Annotated in this window: 19 protein-coding genes and 1 riboswitch; of the genes, 8 read left to right on the top strand and 11 right to left on the bottom strand. The window is 62.8% G+C overall.

The window, feature by feature from the left end:
• Nucleotides 1-2: 2 nt before the first annotated feature.
• Nucleotides 3-147, bottom strand: a riboswitch (cyclic di-AMP (ydaO/yuaA leader).
• Between the two features lie 244 nt (nt 148-391).
• Nucleotides 392-1,456 (top strand): ATP-dependent DNA ligase, encoded by a 1,065-nt coding sequence (locus tag AYX22_RS20615; RefSeq protein WP_207595329.1) that lies wholly within the window; start codon nt 392-394, stop codon nt 1,454-1,456.
• A gap of 18 nt (nt 1,457-1,474) precedes the next feature.
• Here the strand turns inward: AYX22_RS20615 and AYX22_RS20610 are convergent, their stop codons facing one another.
• From AYX22_RS20610 to ptsP, 7 genes are all read right to left on the bottom strand, one after another.
• Nucleotides 1,475-1,747 (bottom strand): DUF6480 family protein, encoded by a 273-nt coding sequence (locus AYX22_RS20610; protein ID WP_207595328.1) that lies wholly within the window; start codon nt 1,745-1,747, stop codon nt 1,475-1,477.
• Between the two features lie 70 nt (nt 1,748-1,817).
• Nucleotides 1,818-2,624 carry an alpha/beta hydrolase gene (locus AYX22_RS20605; RefSeq protein WP_242703431.1) on the bottom strand — a complete coding sequence of 269 codons (807 nt, stop codon included), beginning with the start codon at nt 2,622-2,624 and terminating at the stop codon, nt 1,818-1,820.
• 23 nt (nt 2,625-2,647) lie between these two features.
• Entirely contained in the window at nt 2,648-3,310 is a 663-nt protein-coding gene (locus AYX22_RS20600; RefSeq protein ID WP_207595326.1) for a maleylpyruvate isomerase family mycothiol-dependent enzyme, read from the bottom strand.
• Nucleotides 3,311-3,312: 2 nt separating this feature from the next.
• A complete protein-coding gene (locus AYX22_RS20595) occupies nt 3,313-3,582 on the bottom strand; it encodes a hypothetical protein (RefSeq protein WP_207595325.1) in 270 nt (89 codons plus the stop codon).
• A gap of 78 nt (nt 3,583-3,660) precedes the next feature.
• Nucleotides 3,661-4,083, bottom strand: a complete 423-nt coding sequence (locus tag AYX22_RS20590) for a helix-turn-helix domain-containing protein (RefSeq protein ID WP_207595324.1) — start codon at nt 4,081-4,083, stop codon at nt 3,661-3,663.
• A gap of 124 nt (nt 4,084-4,207) precedes the next feature.
• Nucleotides 4,208-4,486 (bottom strand): HPr family phosphocarrier protein, encoded by a 279-nt coding sequence (locus tag AYX22_RS20585; protein WP_011776464.1) that lies wholly within the window; start codon nt 4,484-4,486, stop codon nt 4,208-4,210.
• Nucleotides 4,487-4,513: 27 nt separating this feature from the next.
• Nucleotides 4,514-6,214, bottom strand: a complete 1,701-nt coding sequence (gene ptsP, locus AYX22_RS20580; RefSeq protein WP_207595323.1) for a phosphoenolpyruvate--protein phosphotransferase — start codon at nt 6,212-6,214, stop codon at nt 4,514-4,516.
• A gap of 129 nt (nt 6,215-6,343) precedes the next feature.
• Between ptsP and AYX22_RS20575 the strand changes: the two genes are divergently transcribed.
• The 7 genes from AYX22_RS20575 to AYX22_RS20545 all read left to right on the top strand — a co-directional run bounded on the left by AYX22_RS20575 (nt 6,344) and on the right by AYX22_RS20545 (nt 14,251).
• Entirely contained in the window at nt 6,344-7,066 is a 723-nt protein-coding gene (locus tag AYX22_RS20575) for a TetR/AcrR family transcriptional regulator (protein WP_014923084.1), read from the top strand.
• 66 nt (nt 7,067-7,132) lie between these two features.
• Nucleotides 7,133-9,169, top strand: coding sequence for a PTS mannitol transporter subunit IICBA (locus AYX22_RS20570; protein WP_207595322.1), 2,037 nt, complete (start codon nt 7,133-7,135; stop codon nt 9,167-9,169).
• Complete coding sequence (locus AYX22_RS20565; protein ID WP_207595321.1) at nt 9,169-10,317, top strand: mannitol-1-phosphate 5-dehydrogenase; 1,149 nt, start codon at nt 9,169-9,171, stop codon at nt 10,315-10,317. The genes AYX22_RS20570 and AYX22_RS20565 overlap by 1 nt, the downstream gene beginning before the upstream one ends.
• Nucleotides 10,318-10,486: 169 nt before the next feature.
• A complete protein-coding gene (locus AYX22_RS20560; RefSeq protein WP_207595320.1) occupies nt 10,487-11,437 on the top strand; it encodes a siderophore ABC transporter substrate-binding protein in 951 nt (316 codons plus the stop codon).
• A 25-nt stretch (nt 11,438-11,462) separates the two neighbouring features.
• Entirely contained in the window at nt 11,463-12,470 is a 1,008-nt protein-coding gene (locus AYX22_RS20555; RefSeq protein ID WP_207595319.1) for an ABC transporter permease, read from the top strand.
• Nucleotides 12,463-13,479 carry an iron chelate uptake ABC transporter family permease subunit gene (locus AYX22_RS20550; protein WP_242703430.1) on the top strand — a complete coding sequence of 339 codons (1,017 nt, stop codon included), beginning with the start codon at nt 12,463-12,465 and terminating at the stop codon, nt 13,477-13,479. Before AYX22_RS20555 ends, AYX22_RS20550 begins: the two co-directional genes overlap by 8 nt.
• A gap of 13 nt (nt 13,480-13,492) precedes the next feature.
• Nucleotides 13,493-14,251: an ABC transporter ATP-binding protein gene (locus AYX22_RS20545; RefSeq protein ID WP_207595318.1), complete on the top strand. Its 759-nt coding sequence runs from the start codon at nt 13,493-13,495 to the stop codon at nt 14,249-14,251.
• Between the two features lie 110 nt (nt 14,252-14,361).
• On the opposite strand, the gene cycA is transcribed toward AYX22_RS20545, so the two are convergent.
• The 4 genes from cycA to AYX22_RS20525 all read right to left on the bottom strand — a co-directional run bounded on the left by cycA (nt 14,362) and on the right by AYX22_RS20525 (nt 17,916).
• Nucleotides 14,362-15,822, bottom strand: a complete 1,461-nt coding sequence (gene cycA / locus AYX22_RS20540; protein ID WP_207595317.1) for a D-serine/D-alanine/glycine transporter — start codon at nt 15,820-15,822, stop codon at nt 14,362-14,364.
• Nucleotides 15,823-15,998: 176 nt separating this feature from the next.
• The gene (locus tag AYX22_RS20535; RefSeq protein WP_207595316.1) at nt 15,999-16,760 is read right to left on the bottom strand and encodes an ABC transporter permease; all 762 of its coding nucleotides are present in this window, start codon (nt 16,758-16,760) and stop codon (nt 15,999-16,001) included.
• Entirely contained in the window at nt 16,757-17,554 is a 798-nt protein-coding gene (locus tag AYX22_RS20530) for an ATP-binding cassette domain-containing protein (RefSeq protein WP_207595315.1), read from the bottom strand. Before AYX22_RS20530 ends, AYX22_RS20535 begins: the two co-directional genes overlap by 4 nt.
• Nucleotides 17,551-17,916, bottom strand: a complete 366-nt coding sequence (locus tag AYX22_RS20525; protein ID WP_207595314.1) for a DUF1048 domain-containing protein — start codon at nt 17,914-17,916, stop codon at nt 17,551-17,553. The genes AYX22_RS20530 and AYX22_RS20525 overlap by 4 nt, the downstream gene beginning before the upstream one ends.

Below are 17,916 nucleotides of genomic sequence, written 5' to 3'. Positions count from 1 at the left end.
GGTGGTTGCCTCTCAACGCCTTCGAGGTTAGCTGTCGGGTTCGGACGAGGCCGTCCGGCCGCCGTAGCGGCTTCACCCCAAGGACTTGGGAAAGTCCGGGAACTTTTGGGTCCCCCGCCTCTGCCGCGGGTCTGGCGGATTCCGGAATGCGGCAGAGCTCGGCGTCATTCCGGAAGCGGCCCAGCGGAGATACGGGTCGCCCTACGACGGTACATGAGCCGGAAAGTAAAGTCACATTAATATAACGGACGGTAGGCCTCCCCGGATGAGAGGGTCCTGGCGCTTAGGCTTCGGGGCCGGCGCTGGGAGCTCCCGGTGCGGCAGCCACCACGGCCAAGATATCCATCGCCTGGGACTAGCTTCCGCGTGCACCGGCAGGTAGACATTGTCTATGGACCTGCCTGTGATGCCACCCGTCTCGCCCATGCTCGCCAAATCCGTTCCGGCCATCCCCGATGTTGGGCACTACGAGCCCAAGTGGGACGGCTTCCGGACCATAGTCTTCAAGGACGGCGATGAGATCATTCTGGGCAGTCGCAACGAGAAACCCATGACCCGCTACTTTCCCGAACTGGTGGAGGCGCTGCGGAAGAACCTTCCGGACAAATGCGTGATCGACGGCGAGATTGTCCTGATCGAGGGCAACCGGCTGGAGTTCGAGGTGCTGCAGCAGCGGATCCACCCCGCGGACAGCCGGGTCCGGATGCTCGCCGAGAAGACTCCGGCGTCCATGATCGCGTTCGATATCCTTGCCCTCGGCGATGACGACCTGATGGGCACTCCCTTTTCGGAGCGTCGGGCCATCCTGGAACATGCGCTCGCCAAGGCGGAGCCGCCCGTTTACGTCACCCCTGCAGTCACGGACCTTGAGCGTGCAAAGGAATGGTTCGTGCAGTTGGAAGGCGCAGGCCTGGACGGTGTGCTGTCCAAGCCCCTGGATGGGACGTATTTGCCCAACAAGCGCGTGATGTTCAAGACCAAGCACGAGCGCACTGCGGACTGCGTGGTGGCCGGCTTCCGCTGGCACAAGACCGCGAAAGTTGTGGGGTCCATGCTGTTGGGTCTTTATAACGACGCCGGCCGGCTCCAGCATGTGGGGGTGGTGGCCTCCTTCCCCATGGCCCGCAGGGAAAGCCTGGTAGCTGAGCTCGAGCCGTATCAGGTTGAACTGGGCGAGCATCCCTGGGGTGAGTGGGCCAGCCAGGGCGACGGAGCCGGCGGTTCCAGGATGCCAGGTGCCCAAAGCCGGTGGAGCGCGGGCAAGGATTTCTCGTTTGTACCCCTGCGTCCCGAGCTGGTCATCGAGGTGGCCTACGACTACATGGAGGGCGAGCGGTTCCGGCACACCACGCAGTTCAGGCGGTGGCGGCCGGACCGAACGCCGGAGAGCTGCACTTACTCCCAGTTGGAAGAGCCGGCGGATTATGATCTTGGGGAGCTCCTGGGGCTGCCCTAGCTTGGCGCCCGCAGTTGCTTACTCCTCGTGTCCTTGGTCGCTGCTCATGCTGCCCTCGGCCGGCGGGGTTTCTCCCGGAGGCACTCCTCCGCCGGGTTCCAAGCCCGTGACGTTCCCGTCGAGGGGATCGGGGTTGGAGGATGCGGCGGGGTCCTCGTCTTCGTCCTGGCGCAATTCGGGGTCGGCGTTGACGTCATCCTTGGTGGTGGCCGGGGGCGTTGCGGCACCGTAGGGGCCAGTGGCGCCGGTTGCGCCGAAGCCTTGCTCGTCCTTGTTATCTCCAGTGGTCACGATCAGCCCTTTCATAAGCAAACTTACTAATGCGATGGCTTCGCCAGCCTAGCCGGGACGCGTGGACTCATCAAGGCGCCTGGCCGTGAAGCGCTGTCGCTGCAACGAAACTCCGGATGGCGTCCGCCACGGCCTGGGGTCGCATGTGTTGCGCTACATGCCCGACGCCCGGGATCTCCACCAAGCGCCCCTGGTCAACGGCCCTCGAAAGCCGAAGCGACCAGTCCGGGCCGGCCACGTTGTCGCGGCTTCCCCTTAGGACCAGCACAGGGACCTTGATGCCAGTCAAGCGTTTCTCGGTGGGGTACGTCATCATCACCGGCAGTTCAGTAAGGTACCAGCGCGGACCGCAGCGGAGATAGTCCGACGTGACGATCAAATTGGAGGAGGGGCTTTCGCGGAGCATCCCGTCAAGGAGAAGAGCCACGGACTGGCGCCTCACGTTTTTGTGCCGCGAATCAACCACTGGCCCCATCAGCACCACCTGGCGGACCCGATCCGGTGAATGCAAAGCCGCCTCGATAACAAACTGCGCACCCATCGAATGGCCCACCAAAACGTACGAACCGATGCCGCGGGAAGCGAGGGCCTCCGCAATGAAGGCGCCGTAGTCCTCCACCGAAAGCTGTCGATCAGGCTTTGGAGTCCCTCCAAACCCCGGGAGGTCCAAGGAGTAGGTGGGTGCGCTCGCTGCAAGGACTGTGTGCAACCGGGCCAAATAACGGTGCGAGACCCCGATGCCGTGAACCAGGACATAGACGGGCCCGGTGGGATCGGCCTCAGAGCCGGCAGCGGGGACAGCGGCAGGCTCAGGCGTGCCCCCAGCCCACAGGATCCGCCCCTTCAATCCCAGAACTTCTACGTCTGCAGACAGCATTGCTGCCGGCCTGCTCCGCGCCCTCATGATGGTGTCCGCCGCAAGAACACCGGAGCCCCGGGGCCACTCAGCTCGTCCTCTGCTATTGGTCGGCCGGACACCGCCAGCAGCAGGGCAATGGCCGGCCCTTCCACAGCAGGGCCATCCCCGTGATCGAAGGATGCATCGGTGGCCACCAGGCGCCAGCCTCCTGCCACCTCCTTGCCTCCGCCCATCTTGGTGCTGGTCCGCACCTGATAGTGCAGGGCAGTGGCCACGTGCGCGGCGGGGTAGTCGCGGCGCATCCCCAGCGGGCGGCGGATGTCCTCGCCGTGGACGAACGCCTCCACCAACCGGGTCCCCAGGCCTGCAGGCGGCCCCGATGTCCGGGAGAGCACGGCTTTCAACTGACTCAGGGTCGTAGCCGGGTCAGGGGTCCTTTCGCGCTCAACACCTACGGCGTTGTCGCGGTCAAAGTCCATCCGGGAGGCAATCATCCGGCGAATGAAATTAAGGCGCGTGGTTTTGGCGCTGTCGATCACGTGCGCCAGGACATCATGGACGTCCCAGCCAGGGCACAGTGACGGGGTCCTCCATTGGGAGGGCTGAAGTGGTTCAAGGTCCCGGATCAGGGCGCGACGTTCCTCATGCACCACGGGCCACACAACGGAGGGGGAAGTCGAAGCCATACCGCTATTGAACCCCATGCCTACTCCCTTGTGGCGTCGTCGGACCTTGTGGCGTCATCGGATTCGTTGGGGTCGCCTGCCGGGCGTGCCGATTCGGCGGCGGCGGACGCCTCAGCCGCGTCCCGGCGTCGTGCAATTTTTGATTCCGTCCACATCGCAACGGCCACGAACACTGTGCACGCGAACATGAAGGTTGCCACAAAGTTCAATCCCATGGCAGAGCCCAAGGGTGCGGCAAGGGCCATTGCGGCCAACCCGGCCACGATATGCCACCCTTTGAAATTGCCCACCGATCAAGCGTAACCCCGGCTTTAAGGGGTGCCCGCCTGTTGGCTGGGATCGTTGCTTGATCCTTATCACTGTCGACCCTATGAGTCGGCGTCGGCGTCACTTTCGCCGGCTTGGCCCTCCGCCGCGGCAGCCTGTTTCTTCTTCTGGGATTCCAGCCAAGCGATGATGGCAGCTTGCCGGATCCGACGATGTGTTCCGCGGTATTCCACGGGGATCTCGCCGCGGTCGGTCATATTGCGCAGATAGGTGTGCGAGATCCCGGCGAGCTCGGCGGCCTGCGAGGTGGTAAGCATTTCCTCCACGCTGCTGACCGTCACGGTTTCGCCGCGGCCCAGCCGTGCGAGAAGGTCGACGACGGCATCCCTCGCCTCATCAGGCAGGCGGTGGACTGTGCCGTCCACGAACACGGTGATGTCGTCGCTGTCCTGGAGGGAGCGCGCCAGATTCCGGGCGTCGTCGGCGGGGAGTCCTGCGGTGACGCGGGGAGCTATCAATGCCATGGCAGAAGCCTAGCGTGAGCCGTGCGTTTGAAAGCGCTACCCATTTCGATGGTTCGCTGCGCGTTGGGCGACTCCTGCCGTCCAACACGCAGCAAACCATCTAACCGGGACAGCCCAGCTAAAACTACTCCGCGTCCAGGTCCGTCTCCAGCAGCTTCACCAGTGCGTCCAGCGCAGCGTCGGCACCGTCACCCTCCGCCCGAAGCACCACGACGTCGCCCTTCGCGGCGCCGAGCGTCATGAGCGAAAGGATGCTGGCGGCGTCGAGCGCGTCATCGGCAGGGTCACCCTGCATGGCGATGGTGACCTCAACCGGCTGCTCGCCTGCGGCCTCGGCGAACAGCGCGGCGGGGCGGGCGTGGAGGCCGGAGCGGCTGGCGATGGTGGCTGTGCGTTCGGGCATGGTTTCTCCTAAGGTCGGAAGTGAAAATTAGAGGCCGAGCTCTTCGAGCACGGGGAGCTTGGCGCGGACCCAGTCGCGGGCCTCGGTGGCGCTGGGCGCAGAAAGGGCCAGGCGGGCGAGTTCCTGCGCCTGCTCCAGGGTCACGGTCTTCAGGACAGTCCCGACGGCGGCCAGCGACCGGGCGGTCATGGACAGTGTGGTGACACCCAGCCCGGTAAGAACGACGGCGAGGGCCGGGTCGGCAGCTGCTTCACCACAAACACCCACGGGTTTGGCGTCACCTTCACGGCCCGAGCTTTCCTGCGCCGCGCCTTCCACGGTGAGCTGCACGAGCCGAAGTACGGCGGGCTGCCAGGGGGTATTGAGTTCGGCGAGGGGGCCGAGCTGGCGGTCGGCGGCCATGGCGTACTGGGTGAGGTCGTTGGTGCCCAGGGAAGCAAACCCCACCTCGCGCAGCACGGTGGCAGCGGTCAGGGCGGCAGAGGGAACTTCCACCATGACACCGGGCGTCCGGATTCCGGCAGCTGCACACAGTGAAGCGAAGCGTCCGGCTTCGGCAGCCGTGGAGATCATGGGTGCCATGACCCACACATCAGCGTCGGAATCGGAGGCAGCCCGGGCGATGGCTTCAAGCTGGCGCTCCAGGACCCCCGGCGTGGTGAAGTCGGTGCGGTAGCCGCGGACACCCAGCGCAGGGTTGGGTTCGGTGGCGTCCGTGAGGAACGGCAGGGGCTTGTCGGCGCCGGCGTCCAGCGTGCGGAGGACAACTTTCTTGCCCGGGAACGCGTCAAACACGGCCTTGTACGCTGCGGCTTGCTCGTCCACGGAGGGCTCGGTGTCACGTTCCAGGAAGCAGAACTCGGTGCGGAACAGGCCAACACCCTGGGCGCCCAAAGCGGCGGCCGCCACGGCATCCTTGGCTCCACCAACGTTGGCGAGGAGCGGCACCAAGTGCCCGTCCGCCGTCGTGCCGTTTCCGTCGAATTCGGCGAGGGTGGCTGACGTTTCGGCCCATGCGATGGCAGAAGCCCGGTGCTCGTCAGAGGGCGAAGCCGCCACGAAGCCAGCCGCACCATCGACGTAGATCTCGGTTCCGTCGGCGATGTCGTCAACGCCGTGAGCCGCGACCACTGCAGGCAGGCCGAGCGAGCGCGCGATGATGGCCGTGTGGGACTGCGGTCCTCCACCTGAGGTCACCAGCGCCTGCACCACCGCGGGATTCAGTGTTGCGGTGTCTGCCGGCGCGAGGTCCTCGGCAACCAGGATGAAGGGCGTGTCCGAAGCGGGAATGCCGGGTGCGGGCACGCCGCGGAGTTCAGCCACGATGCGGGCGCGCACATCCAGGACGTCAGTTGCGCGTTCGGCCATGTAGCCGCCCAGGTTGTGCAGCATCTCGGAGACGGACGCGCCGGCTTCCCAGATGGCACGCTCAGCAGAGGAGCCGGCGTTGATCAGCTTCGCCGCCGACTTCAGGAGCATGGTGTCCTTGGCCATGAGGGCGGTGGCTTCGAGCACGGCCTTGCCGTCGCCCGAAGCGCTCTCCGCACGTCCCTTGAGCTCGTCATGGACGGACTGCGCGGCAGCCTTCAAGCCTGCGACGGCGTCTTCCGGGGCAACGTCCGCAGCCAACCGTTCTCCCGACGGCGGTTCGCTCACCGGCTTGGGCATCTGGCGGACGGAACCAATGATGCGGCCAGGGCTTACCCCTACTCCTTGGAAATTCTGCACTGAATCCTCTGTTCCTGCTTGTTGGTTCAGACCCGCCGGCGACGGCACCGGGAGCCTCGAAAACTAGCCTACAAAATTCCTTTGTGAGCCACCTCATATAGCAACGCTATAGGTGCTAGGGTAGCGGTTATGAGTTTCGATGACCAGCTTCCGCCTAAAATTCGGTTGCTTCGCGCAGCTGCCGAGTTGCTGGCGAATTCGGAGGGGTCAGCGGTCTCAACGCGCCAGATCACCAAGCTGGCCGGGGTCACCGCACCAACGCTTTACCACCACTTTGGCGACAAAGAAGGCTTGTTCGACGCCGTCGTTTCAGCCGGATTTGAAGAGTATGTGGCGGGGGAGCGGGATTTTGCGCCGTCCGGGGAGCCTTTGGAAGACGTCCGGCGGATGTGGGATAACCATGTCCAGTTCGGGCTGAGCCAGCCGCATCTGTACCTGGTGATGTTCGGCAACATCAGGCCGGAAAGCCGCCCTGCAATCGTGGCCGATGCTGAAGCGCTTCTGGAGGAAATGCTGAACAAGGCCGCAATTTCCGGTCAGATCAACGTGCCGCCCCGCGAAGCGGCCCGTAGCATCCTGGCGGCCAACGTGGGCGTCACGCTCATGCTGATCGCAGAACCGGTGGAAGAAAGGAACCTCGAGCTCTCAACGATGACCCGGGATTCCATGATTTTTGCCGTCTCCACGGACACCGCCCGTGGCGCCGCAGCGGACGACTCCGGTAAATCGTCCGTGGTTGTTGCGGCAATCGCCCTGAATGCGGCACTGCAGGCCTCACATTCAGACCAACTTTCCAGCTCTGAACTGAAGCTTTTCCTTGAATGGCTTCACCGCATTTCCAGCAGCTCCTAAGGCTGCGTTCTCTCGATCTTTATCGACTGACCCCGCGCCGCCGCGGGACACACGTTAGGAATTCACATGGCAACAGAGACAGTTGCGAAGCCCCGCACCAGCGTGCGCGTTGGTGTTCAGAAGTTCGGAACATTCCTGTCCGGCATGATCATGCCCAACATCGGCGCCTTCATCGCCTGGGGCCTCATCACAGCCCTCTTTATCGAGAAGGGCTGGATTCCAGTACCCGTCCTCGGCGGATTCGGTACTGATGCTGAGGGAGTCAAAAACCTGGGCCTCGTTGACCCCATGGTGAAGTACCTGCTGCCGCTACTTATTGCTTACACAGGCGGCAAGATGGTCCACGGCGTTCGTGGTGGCGTGGTGGGTGCCATTGGCACCATGGGTGTGATTGTTGGTGCCGGCATTCCTATGTTCATCGGCGCCATGATCATGGGCCCGCTGGGCGGCTGGACCATGAAGAAGCTCGACGCCCTGTGGGATGGCAAAATCCGCCCCGGCTTCGAGATGCTGGTGAATAACTTCTCCGCCGGTATCTGGGGGGCGCTGTTGGCGTTGCTCGGTTTGTTTGCCATCTCACCCGTGGTCAAGGTGTTCACTGATAGCGCTACCGCGGTGATCCAGTTCCTGATCAACAACAGCCTGCTGCCGCTAACCTCCATCTTCATTGAGCCTGCCAAGGTCCTGTTCCTCAATAACGCCATCAACCATGGCGTGATGACGCCGCTCGGCATCCAGCAGTCTTTGGAAGAGGGCAAGTCCATCCTGTTCCTGCTTGAGGCCAACCCAGGCCCGGGTCTCGGCATCCTGCTGGCTTACATGTTCTTTGGACGCGGTGCGGCCAGGGCTTCAGCGCCCGGCGCTGCGATCATCCACTTCTTTGGTGGCATCCACGAGATCTACTTCCCGTACGTGCTGATGAAGCCCATCCTGATCCTCGCTGCGATCGGTGGCGGCATGGCAGGTATCGCGACACTTACAATCACAAACGCAGGTTTGGTGGCTCCGGCTGCTCCGGGCTCCATCATTGCTGTGCTCGCCCAGACCGCGCGTGACAGTTACCTGGGGGTCATCCTGGCCGTCATTATTGCAACGGCTGTTTCCTTCCTGATCGCCTCGGTGATCCTCCGTGCCTCCAAGAACAAGGGCGAGGATGATCTCTCGGCAGCGACATCCCGCATGGAAGCCATGAAGGGCAAGAAGAGCTCCGTCTCCTCCGCGCTTGTTGGTGACCGCGCCGGCGAACCGGCAGGCTCCCAGCCCGGTACCGTGCTCACCCGCCCGGTCCAGAACATCGTGTTTGCCTGCGACGCAGGCATGGGTTCCAGCGCCATGGGTGCCTCAGTCCTCCGCAACAAGATCAAGGCCGCCGGCTTCCCGGACGTCAAGGTCACCAACTCGGCCATCGCCAACCTCAACGACAACTACGATGTGGTGGTCACGCACCAGGACCTCACCGAACGCGCCCAGCCGCGCACGTCCAGCGCAGTGCACTACTCGGTGGACAACTTCATGAACAGTCCCAAGTACGAAGAGATCGTTGAACTGGTGCGGAGCAGCAACAGCACTACCCCCGCAGCCAGCGCACAGCCCGCGGCCGCAGCAGCCGCCACCCACGGTGCGCATGCCGCTGAACCGGCCCCCGCCGTCGATGGTCAGGCAGCCGGGGGCAAAGGTGTCCTCCTCCGCGAAAGTGTGGTCCTGAACGGCACGGCCACTGACCGTGACGCGGCGATCGACGAGGCCGGAAAGCTCCTGCTGGACCGCGGCGCCGTGGATGTCAGCTACGTCCACGCGATGCACGAGCGCGAGGAATCCGTATCCACCTACATGGGCAGCTTCCTGGCCATCCCGCACGGCACCAACGATGCCAAGGAACACATCAACCACTCGGCCGTGTCCATCATCCGCTACCCAGAGGGCATCGACTGGGGCGGCAAGCAAGTGAAGTTCGTGGTCGGTGTCGCCGGCGTCAACAATGAGCACCTCCACATCCTGTCTTCCATTGCCAAGATCTTCACCAACAAGGCACAAGTTGCCCAGTTGGAGGAGGCCACCACGGTTGACGAGGTCCTGGAGCTGTTCAGAAAGGTCAATGCATAGTGAAGGCAGTCCATTTTGGGGCAGGAAACATCGGGCGCGGCTTCGTGGGGCTGCTGCTTCATGAAGCCGGCTATGAGGTGGTGTTCGCGGATGTCGCGGACGCGCTGATCAGCCAGCTCGCGGTGGCCGGCAGCTACGACGTCCACGAGGTTGGTGAGAATCCAGCGGTCAAGACCGTCACTGGTTTCCGAGCTTTCAACTCCGCATCGCAGGAGGCCGCTGTTGTGGAGGAAATCTCGACGGCGGATGTGGTCACCACGGCGGTGGGGCCGCACATCCTGAAGTTCGTGGCACCGGTGATCGCCCGTGGTCTGGCGGCCCGTCCCACAGACCTGCCGCCTCTCCACGTGATGGCCTGCGAGAACGCCATCAACGCCACGGACCTCCTGCATACGGCGATCCTGTCGGCTTGGGACAATTCCGCAGGTGATTTGGACGCCATCGCGGTTTTTGCCAACACGGCTGTGGACCGCATTGTCCCCAACCAGGCTCCGGGCCAGGGCCTTGACGTCACGGTGGAGACCTTCTACGAGTGGGTCATTGACCGCACGCCGTTCGGTGACAAGGTGCCCACGATCCCCGGCGCCACGTTCGTAGACGAACTGGGCCCGTACATTGAGCGCAAGCTGTTCACGGTCAATACCGGGCATGCGTCGGCAGCGTATTTTGGTTACCAAGCCGGGCTGGAGAAGATCTCCGATGCCATGGCCGATCCGTCCGTGGCCGCGAAGGTCCGGGCGGTTCTGGAGGAAACCAAGGAACTGTTGGTGGCCAAGCACGGCTTTGTCGAGGCCGAGCAGGAAGCGTACGTGCAGAAGATCCTGTCCCGCTTTACCAACCCGCACCTGCCGGACACGGTGGTCCGCGTCGGCCGTGCCCCGCTGCGGAAACTGGGCCGGCATGAGCGGTTCGTTGGTCCTGCCGCGGAGCTCGCTGAACGCGGTGTCACCCCAGTGGCACTCCTTGAGGCGATGTCCGCAGCGCTGCGTTTCGACGACGGCAACGATGACGAAGCCGTGGAACTTGCCACGCTGCTGTCCGAACTGGACGCGGCTGCCGCCGTCGAACGCATCACGGAACTGACGCCGTCGCACCCGCTCTTCCCGGCGGTCCAAAAGCTCGTGGAGGATCGGCAGGCCGAGGCGTAAGCGCCACTCGAAAGTAACAAAGGCTCTCCAGCGGGAGAAAAAAGGGTGACTTCAGTCACAAATTCCCGCTGGAGGGCCTTTCGGTTTTGAAGTTAGCCTCACCTTACTAATAGAGTCAAAAAGCAATTAGGCAACACATCTATGACTTATTAGTGAGTGGAGTACTGGCGTGAAAAAGAGGCTGTCGAGCTACATTGGGGCATTGGCTGCAGGCGCTGCTTTGCTGGCCGTTACGGCCTGTGGCGGCGGGGCAACGGCGTCTTCGCAACCCGAGGAGGCCAGCACCATCACCATCGAGCACGCCCAGGGTTCAACCACCAACGTTCCCGTGAATCCGGCCAAGGTTGTCACCTTCGATCTCGGCGTCCTGGACACCATGAACGCGCTCGGCGTCGAGCCCACCGGAGTTCCCGAGGCCAGCTACCCGGAGGCACTCAAGAAGTTCTCCGAGGCCAAGTACGCCAAGGTGGGTTCGCTTAAGGAACCCGACTTCGAAGCCGTCAGCTCCGCAGCCCCGGACCTCATCATCGTCTCCGGCCGGACTGCCGGCGCCTATGGGGAACTGAGCAAGATCGCCCCCACCATCGACCTCTCCGTTGATGCGGCCAAGCCCATGGAAAGCTTCAAGGCACAGACCGAGAAGCTCGGCAAGATCTTCAAGAAGGAAGACGAGGTCGCGTCCAAGCTCGCAGAAGTGGACAAGACCGTTGCCGACACCAAGACCAAAGCCGCTTCGGCCGGCAAGGGCCTGATCGTTTTGACCTCCGGTGGCGAAGTCACCGCATACGGCGCGGGCTCACGCTTCGGCATCATCCACGATGTCCTGGGCGTTCCGACGGCCGCTGACGTCAAGTCCGAGGGATCCCACGGCGAGGCTGTCTCCTTCGAATACATCAAGGAAACCAACCCGGACATCCTCTACGTCATCAACCGCGACACCGCGATCGGCACCGCAGGCTCCACCGCCAACCCCATCCTGGACAACGAGCTCGTGAAGTCCACCAACGCCGCCAAGAACAACAAGATCATCAACCTGGATCCCGCAGGCTGGTACATCGTGGGCTACGGCCTGAACAACGTCCAGGCCATGGTCACCGCAGTGGCCGAATCGGTCGCCTGACAACCGCTCCACCTGAAATCCTGACGTGACAACTACCGCCGTGCGCCCCACGGTGCCAGCAAGCCGCAACCGGACTGGCGAAACTGCCCGCCTGGTTGCGGCCGCTGCCGTTGTGGTGGTGATCGCCGTGGCCAGCATTTTTGTGGGTGTCAGCGATGTTTCACTGCCCGCTCTGTTGGCGAACGACGCCGGTGCCTGGGAAATCTTCTGGGTCTCGCGGGTGCCGCGCACCGTGGCCGTGGTCCTGGCCGGCATGGCCGTCGCCGTTGCCGGGTTGATCATGCAGCTCATGGCCCGGAACCGATTTGTTGAGCCGTCCACTGTGGGCACCGTGGAGTCGGCGACACTCGGGATCCTGGTGGTCACCGTGCTGGCTCCCGACTCTCCGATTCCCACCAAGATGCTGGTGGCTTCTGTGTTCGCCGTTCTGGGCACAGCCCTCTTCCTGGCGATCCTGCGGCGCCTTCCTGCCCGTAACACCCTGCTGATTCCGCTGGTAGGCATCATGCTGGGTGGCATCATCGCAGCCGTCACCACATTCTTCGCTTACCGCTTCGATCTCCTCCAGACCCTGAGTAACTGGATGATCGGAGACTTCTCCGGCGTGCTCCGCGGGCGGTATGAACTGCTGTGGATCGTGGCTGTCCTGGTGTTGGTGGGCCTCTTTGCTGCCGACCGCTTCACCGTGGCCGGCATGGGGCAGGACTTCACCACCAACCTTGGTCTGAACTACGCGCGCACCATGCGGTTGGGGCTGATGATCGTTTCGTTGATCTCGGCCGTTGTGGTTACCACGGTGGGTGCCGTGCCGTTCCTCGGCTTGGTAGTGCCCAACATTGTGTCCCTGCTCTTCGGCGACAACCTCCGCCGGGCTGTTCCCTGGACGGCGTTGTTCGGAGCAGCGTTCGTGCTGGTCTGCGACATCATCGGCCGGACCATCCGGTTCCCCTACGAAGTGCCGGTGGGCATGGTCATGTCGGTCCTGGGCGCCATCCTGTTCCTCTTCCTGCTGTTGAGGAAACGCAATGCCTGAAACACTCCTGACCGCACCCCGCCTGTCCGCCCGCACCCGTTGGCGCGACGCCATCCGAAGCACCCCGCCGGGACTGGTGATCGCCGTGTTGGCGATTGCCGCCGTCGTGCTTGTTGCCGTTTTCCTGACCATCGACCTCAAGGGCAACATCGCCTACGTCCTGCCGCGGCGGGTTATCAAGGTTTCGGCAATGCTCTTGGTGGCCGCGGCGGTGGGTGTTTCCACGCTGCTGTTCCAGACCGTCACGGCCAACCGGATCCTGACGCCGTCCATTATGGGCTTCGATTCGCTGTACATCCTGGTGCAGACGGCGCTGGCGTTCGTGGCGGGTGCTGCGACGCTGGCCACGGCTCCGTCCACGCTCAAGTTCGGGCTGGAAATCGTACTGATGGTGGGGTTCAGCGTGCTCCTTTACCGGTGGATGTTCACTGGGGCCACGCGATCACTGCATTTGCTGTTGCTGGTGGGCATCGTCCTGGGGACGCTGTTCCGTGGCTTCTCCTCCCTGCTGCAGCGGCTTATGGAGCCCAGTGAATTCATCATCCTGCAGGATCTGTTCTTCGCCAGTTTCAACAACGTAGACCCGGGACTTCTGGGTGTTTCTGCGGTGCTGATCGCCTTGGTGTGCGTTGGGGTGTGGCGGATGCGGCACACGCTGGACGTGCTGGCGCTGGGCCGGGAAGTGGCCATCAACGTGGGCGTCGACCACAAGCGCGTGGTGATGCGGGTGCTGCTCGCCTGCTCGCTGCTGGTGGCGGTTTCCACCGCACTGGTGGGGCCGGTGACGTTCTTCGGACTGCTGGTGGTCAGCCTCGGTTACCAGCTCTGCCGCGGTTTCCGGCACGCTTGGCTGCTCCCCATGGTGGTCCTGATTGGCGCCATCGCCTTGGTAGGTGGCCAGTTGCTGCTGGAACGCGTGTTCGGGTTCGCCACTGCCCTCAGCGTGATCATCGAGTTCACCGGCGGCATCCTCTTCCTTTACCTGTTGCTGAAAGGCTCACTGAAATGATTGGGAAGTGCCCATGATTACCGTCCGGAACGTGACCAAGCGCTACGGCGGCACCACCGTGCTGGACGACGTCACCTGCGAGATCCCCCGCGGCGGCATCACGTCCATCATTGGACCCAACGGTGCGGGCAAGTCCACTCTGCTCTCCCTGATCAGCCGCCTCCAGCCCATGGACGGCGGGGGAGTGTCGGTGGCTGGCTTGGATGTCACAGCGACGCCCAGCAAGGAACTGGCCAAGACCATGGCCATCCTGCGGCAGGAAAACCACCTGACCATGCGGCTCACGGTCCGCGACCTCGTGGCTTTCGGCCGCTTCCCGCACAGCGGCGGCCGGCCCACGGTGGAGGATCTTGAGCACGTGGACGAGGCCATCCGGCAGTTGGATCTGACGTCCATGGCTGACAAGTTCGTGAATGAGCTGTCCGGCGGGCAGCGCCAGCGCGCGTACATCGCAATGGTCTTGGCGCAGGACACCGAATACTTGCTGCTCGATGAACCGCTCAACAATCTGGACATGAAGCACTCCGTGGAAATGATGCGGCTGCTGCGCCGGCTGGCCGACGAGCTCGGAAAGACGATCGTCCTGGTGGTCCATGACATCAACTTCGCGTCCTGCTACTCGGACACCATCCTGGCCATGAAGGACGGCCGGCTCATCCATCAGGGCACGCCCTCGGAGATCATGCGCGCCGGGATGCTGCACGACGTTTACGACATCGACATCCGCATTGAGGAAATCGACGGGAACCGAATCGGCGTGTACTTCGCCTGACGCTCGCTCACCTTTCGCGTGGTGGGGCCGGACGCTCTCTCGCTTGCATCAAGAAAGCCCGACGTCGGCACCCAGGGTGGGTGCCGACGTCGGGCTTTACTTTTGAAGCGTTAGCGCGCTTCCGCGGTTTCGGCCTCTGACATGGCCTTCCATTCGGCCACGCGGGCCTGGTGGAGCGGGGACTTGCGGACCACGGCGTAGGCGATACCGAGGATCGCGAACCAGATGGGCGTCACCATAAGCGCGGTGAGTGTGTCCGGCTGCGTGGTGAGCGCCCAGACGAGGAACGCGAAGAACGCGAAGACAACCCACACCATCGGGATGCCGCCGGGCATCTTGAACGGCGAGGCCGCGTGCTGCCCGGGCCGGCGCTTGCGGTACACGAGGTAGCTGGCCAGGATGATGGACCAGACGAACATGAAGCAGACGGCGGATACGGTGGTCACCATGTCGAACGCCACGCCAACGTCCTTGCCCGCGTAGAGAAGCGCGACGCCGGCCAGCAGCAGGACGCAGGAGAGGAAGAGTGCGTTCTGGGGTACTTTGCGGGTGGACAAGCGGCCGAAGAGCTTGGGTGCGTCGCCGTCGTTGGCCAGGCCGTAGACCATGCGGGACGTCGAGTAGATGCCCGAGTTGGCCGATGACATGGCCGAGGTGAGCACTACGAGGTTCACCACGGTGGCTGCCATGCCCAAACCGGCCAAGGAGAACATGGCAATGAACGGGCTCTGGCCTGCCTTGAATTCGGTCCACGGCGTGACGGACATGAGGATGATGAGTGCGCCTACGTAGAAGAGCATCACGCGCAAGGGGATGGCGTTGATGGCGCGGGGCAGGTTGTGCTCCGGGTTCTTGGTTTCGGCTGCTGCGGTGCCAACAAGCTCGATGCCCACGAACGCGAACACGGCAATCTGGAAGCCGGCCACGAAGCCCATGAATTCCTTGGGGAAGAATCCGCCATGACTCCACAGGTTGGTGAAGCTGGCCGTGCCTGCGTTGGACTGGAAACCAGTGAAGATCATCACCAGGCCCACAACGATCAGCGCCACGATGGCGATGATCTTGATGAGGGCGAACCAGAATTCGGTCTCGCCGAACGCCTTAACGGTGGGCAGGTTCAGGAGGAGCAGGATGATGATGGTGGCGATGCCCGGGATCCAGAGTTGGATTCCCGGCCAGAGTTCGTTGGCGTAGCCCGCGATCGCGATGACGTCTGCCACGCCGGTGACTACCCAGCAGAACCAGTAGGTCCAGCCCGTGAAGAAGCCGGCCCAGGGGCCAAGGAGGTCGCCTGCGAAGTCGCTGAAGGACTTGTAGTTCAGGTTGGAAAGCAGCAACTGTCCCATGGCCCGCATGACGAAGAAGAGCATGAAGCCGATGATCATATACACGAAGATCACAGAGGGCCCGGCGACGGAAATGGTTTTGCCGGAGCCCATGAAGAGGCCGGTTCCGATGGCGCCGCCGATGGCCAGGAGTTGGATGTGGCGGTTGCTGAGCGAGCGTGACAGGTGGGGCTCGCTGTCCCTGCTGGAGGCGCGGAGCTGCCCCTGTGTTGTCTGGTCGGACATTAGTTCAAGAACCCTTCGAAGGATCCGCCATAATAGTGACGGCCGTTACAAATCTGTTCGATAAAGCTATAGCTAATGCCTGACGAATGGCGAATCGGTCTGAATGGCGAAAGCTCCCGCCCTGATGAAGGGGGAGCTTAGGCCTTTGTTGGGCGCTGGTCCTTATGCTGCGGTGACTAGGCGATCTGGCGCTTGTAGGCGGCAGTGGCAAAGGCGTAGGAGACAACCAGGATCCCCAAGCACCATGCGAGGGCTACCCAGATGTCGCCGCCCACCGGACGCTGCGCGAAGAGATCCTGGATGGTGTTCACAATGGAGGTGACCGGTTGGTTCTCTGCGAACCAGCGGACCGGGCCCGGCATGGTCTCCGTCGGGACGAAGGCCGAGCTGATGAATGGCAGGAAGATCAGCGGGTAGGAGAACCCGCCGGCGCCATCCACGGACTTTGCCGAAAGCCCCGCGATAATGGCAATCCATGTCAGTGCCAGGGTGAACAACGCCAGAATTCCCGCGATGGCCAGCCAATCAAATATGTTGGCTGACGTCCGGAACCCCATGAGGAGCGCCACCAGCACAATGATCACCAGCGAAAGTCCGTTGGCTACCAAGGACGTCAGCACATGTGCCCACAGAACCGAGGAGCGTGCAATCGGCATGGACTGGAACCGCTCAAAGATGCCACTCTGCATATCCGTGAACAACCGGACTGCCGTGTAGGCGATGCCCGAAGCGATGGCGATCAGCATGATGCCGGGCAGTAGGTAGTTCACGTAGTTTTCAGTGCCGGTCTTGATGGCGCCGCCGAAAACGTAGACGAACAGCAGCATGAGCGCGATCGGTGTGATGGCCGTGGTGATGATGGTGTCCACGCTGCGGAAGATGTGCCGCATGGAACGGCCCAGCAGCACGGACGTGTCTGCGAAGAAATGGGTATTCATGACTTGTCCTTTACTGACTCGTTACCAGCCTTTTGGGAGCCGGTGCCGGTGCCAACCAAGGTCAGGAAAATGTCCTCCAGGCTCGGTTGTTTCTCGACGTATTCGATCTTGGCCGGCGGCAGGAGTTGCTTCAGCTCGGCCAGCGTGCCGTTGGCGATGATGCGGCCCTCATGAAGGATGGCGATCCGGTCTGCCAGTTGCTCGGCCTCATCGAGGTACTGCGTCGTCAGCAGGACCGTGGTCCCCTGATGGGCGAGGTTCTTGACGATCTGCCACACCTCAAGCCGCGCCTCCGGATCGAGGCCCGTGGTCGGCTCGTCCAGGAAGATCACCTTGGGGTTGCCGATCAGGCTCATGGCGATGTCCAGCCGGCGACGCATGCCGCCTGAGTAGGTTGCTACCTTGCGTGCCCCGGCGTCGGTGAGGCTGAACTGGGCCAACAGCTCATCCGCGATCTGTGCCGGGTCCTTGAGATGGCGCAGCTTCGCCACCAGGATCAGGTTCTCCTTCCCGGACAGGACCTCATCCACTGCGGCGAACTGTCCGGTCAGACTGATGGACTGCCTCACCTGGAGCGACTCGGTGGCAACATCAAAGCCCTCGACAGCGGCATGCCCGCCATCCGCTGTGAGCAGCGTGGAGAGGATCTTCACCATGGTGGTCTTGCCGGCGCCATTCGAGCCGAGAAGGGCAAAAATGCTGCCCGACGCCACCTCGAAGTCAACGCCACGCAGGACGTGGAGATCCTTGTAGGACTTCTCAATGCCCTCCACCCTGATTGCTGCAGCGGTCATGATTCCGCCTCCTTCGCTGTGTTGATGGCCTTGTTAAGGCGATCGCGTTCCTTGTCGATCCAGCGCTTTCCGCCGTAGGCCTGGGCAAAGCTTTCAGCGAATTCGATGGGGTCTTCGCCCACGATTTCGCTGACGGGCGTGCCGTCGATTGCGGCGCGTTCCCAAAGGTCTGCGAGGTCCGTGAACATCTGAACCATGGTGTCGCCCTCGGTTACGCCGCCGTAGTACATCAAGTACCGGTTGAAGGCGGCGGCCACGGTCAGGTAGGGCTCGGGCAAGGAATCCAACCGCGCCTTGGCTTGCTTGTACTGCTTCTTCTGTTCGAGTGATCCGGTGACCAGTTCGATCCATTTTGCTGCCAT

It is taken from the genome of Arthrobacter sp. D5-1, from assembly GCF_017357425.1.
Classification (GTDB): domain Bacteria; phylum Actinomycetota; class Actinomycetes; order Actinomycetales; family Micrococcaceae; genus Arthrobacter.
The sequence above is the reverse complement of the archived record's forward strand: the minus strand, read 5'-3'. Positions and strand labels throughout refer to the sequence as shown.